The sequence below is a fragment of the Neisseria sp. P0022.S010 genome, assembly GCF_051956635.1.
Map to the genome: position 1 here is coordinate 1 of NZ_JBQCXF010000375.1, position 2,943 is coordinate 2,943.

Sequence of the window (2,943 nt, forward strand, 5' to 3'; positions counted from 1 at the left end):
TAGGAAAACCTTGCTGCATACTCTGATAGCTTCTTGTTTTTCTATTCCTGCATTGGCCGTTGCTGCAGCGGGCGATACTTCACCTACTATGGGAACAGAGGGTTCAGGAGAATTTTGGAAAGAACCAAATCAAAACATTGATGGAGATTACAAAGCTACACTAGCACCTAATAGCGGAGAACAATTTGCTCGTCCAAAAGGACTTATCGTTCGTGCGAATAATCAAGTTGAAATTAAAGGCAAAACTAACATTAATGTTACGTTAGCCAGCGAAGCTAATTCAGGATTAGCCGTAGACTCCAATGCCGCCTACGGTATTGCTGTAGGATATGATTATGCTGGTGGTAATGCTTCTGATACCGCAAGCTTAACTTTGCATGATGATGCTAATATCACTGTTAAAAACACAGAAAACACAGTGAAAAGTACAAAAAACTTTGGTGGCGCAACTGCACCATTTGGTCACCAATTATCCGGGGTGAAGGTTTATCGTAAGAATGGCGCCAAACCGGTTTTCAATTCTGAGAAAAAACTGACCATTAATGTAGAAGATAAAACCACCGCTAAAATCGGGGATTATTTAGTCGGGCTTTACGTTAGTGGAGACGGTGCGGAAGCGAACTTAAAAGATTCTGACATCACAGTGAAAGCAAACGGAAAATTTTCTGCCGCATTAAAAATTGGTAAACCGGAACTACCAAACACTGAAAAACCGGCTGACTATAAAGGTGCTGTTGTCAATTCCACCGGCAAAATGGTGCTTGATACAACAGAATCAAAAGACTCCGCAACCGTGCGCTTATTTGGCACCAAATCCCGCTTAATTGCCGATTCTGATACCAGCAGCGGTGAAATTAAATCCGGCAATTCAGCTGTTGTTTTTGATACTCAGGATTACACAACTAAAGTAAGTGCCTTTTTTATTAGCGATGATGTATCTAGAAATGAGCCTAATAAAGATCAAGAAGTTCGTTTAAACAATACAAAAATCACCACAACGTCTAATGATGCTTCATTGATTGTTGCTGATGCGAGAAAAGAAAGTAGTTTTGCAGTAACCTTCGCAGGAAATAAAGTCGCAAGTTGGTTTAATAATGGTGAATTCGTTGCCGAAAATGCAAAATTCACTTTAAAAGGCAAAGACAGTGAAGCCAAAGCCGCAGAAAATGGCTGGCTTGCCGAAACCAAAGTGGCAACAACAAAAGGGGCTGATTTGACATTTACCTTGTCTGATCAAGCAAAAGCCATTGGTTTGATGCAACAACAATCTAAAGGCAATGTGCATTCTAAATTAGATGTGCATGTGAACAACCAAGCTGTTTGGGAATTGAAACAAAAAGGTGATGAACAACGCTCTACCATCAATGCCTTAACCTTGGATAAGGGGGTATTAGATGCGTCTAAAAATATTCCGAACGGTTCAACTAAAACAGACTATAAAGTTAAACTGGTTAAACAAGATGGTACTGAAGGCACATTAACCAGTAACAACGGTGAAATCACCCTTGCCAATGGCTCTTACGAAGACAAACTCACTGTGGAAGGCAACTACACAGCGAATAACGGTGTTCTTAAAGTGAATACTCATTGGGATAGTAATGATGCCAATAACGGTAAATCTGACTTATTGGAAATCACCGGTAATGCCGAAGGGACAACAAAAGTTGTCAGTTTGAAAGCGGACGGCACAGAAAATATGATTGATGGCACTATCGGCTCTATTGCGGCTGATTTAGCCAAAAACAGTACGGCAGTAGTTCGAGTACAAGGGGAAAGTAATTTAAAGAACTTTACCGGTATTGCCAAAACTACAGGTGCGGGTGAACTGCAATTGGCTTCCAAAAAAGTAGGAAATACAACCGAATATTTTTGGACGGTAGTTTCCACGAATAAGGATGCCATTTACACAGCTTCTGTTCCTGCTTATACGCTTATTCCAAACTTGAACTTAGAAGTTGGCTACGAAACAGTTGGTACATTGCACCAACGCCGTGGTGAAAATCAGGCCCTTTCTTGGGAAAAATCTCAAGCGAACAACCAAATTTGGGGACGTATTATTGGCAAACACATTGCTTTGGATGGTAAAAAGCGTTTGAATCTTAGCGCTGACCTTGCAGGCTTCCAGTTTGGCCACGACTTTGATATTTCTTCTAGCAAAAATGGCGGCAAACGTTTAACCGGTGGTTATGTTGGTTACACACATGCTAATTCGAAATTTTATGATGAATATCGTGCCGAGAATGGTGTCGTCCTTGATGACAAATATACAGGTAAAGCTAAAACCGAAAACCTCCATGTCGGTGTGACTCACACACGGTATTCTGAAGATGGTAGCTATATAGACTTTGTAGGCCAACTTTCTTGGATGCAAAATAAATATAACTCCTTAGATTCGAAAGCAAAAAACCATGGTTTGGGTGTGGCTTTATCGGGTGAGGTAGGTCGTCCGTTTGTATTAAGTAAAGAGAAAACGAATAATGGCGACAGTTGGATTATTGAGCCGCAAGCACAATTAATCTATCAATACCTCGGCTTAAATAGCTTCACTGATGATATGCGCTCTGTGCATCAAGATAAGCAACATAATTTACGCAGCCGCATTGGTGTACGCTTTGCTTATAATAATTTAACCGATCATGAAAAAGTTCGAACCTTGTATTTCACCACTAATGTGTGGCATAACTTCAGAAATACTTCGGCCAGTAACATTGGCGAGGATAATGTTACTGAAAAATTAGCAAAAACTTGGGGCGAAGTTGGTTTGGGAGCACAATTTGCAACCAGTTCCAATACCCATATTTATGCAGATGCACGGTATGAACAATCTTTAAGTGGAACGAAACATCAAGGATACAAATGCTCAATCGGCATAAAATATTCTTGGTAATCTTCAAGTAATATATCTTACCGTAGTCCTTTTATATGAGCCGGATAAATATTAAC

Annotated in this window: 1 protein-coding gene; it reads left to right on the forward strand. The window is 40.2% G+C overall.

What is annotated here, in order from left to right; translation table 11 throughout:
* On the forward strand, positions 1 to 2,887 hold a 2,887-nt coding region (locus ACTHUT_RS16945; protein ID WP_440419151.1), incomplete at its 5' end, for an autotransporter family protein.
* Positions 2,888 to 2,943: the final 56 nt, after the last annotated feature.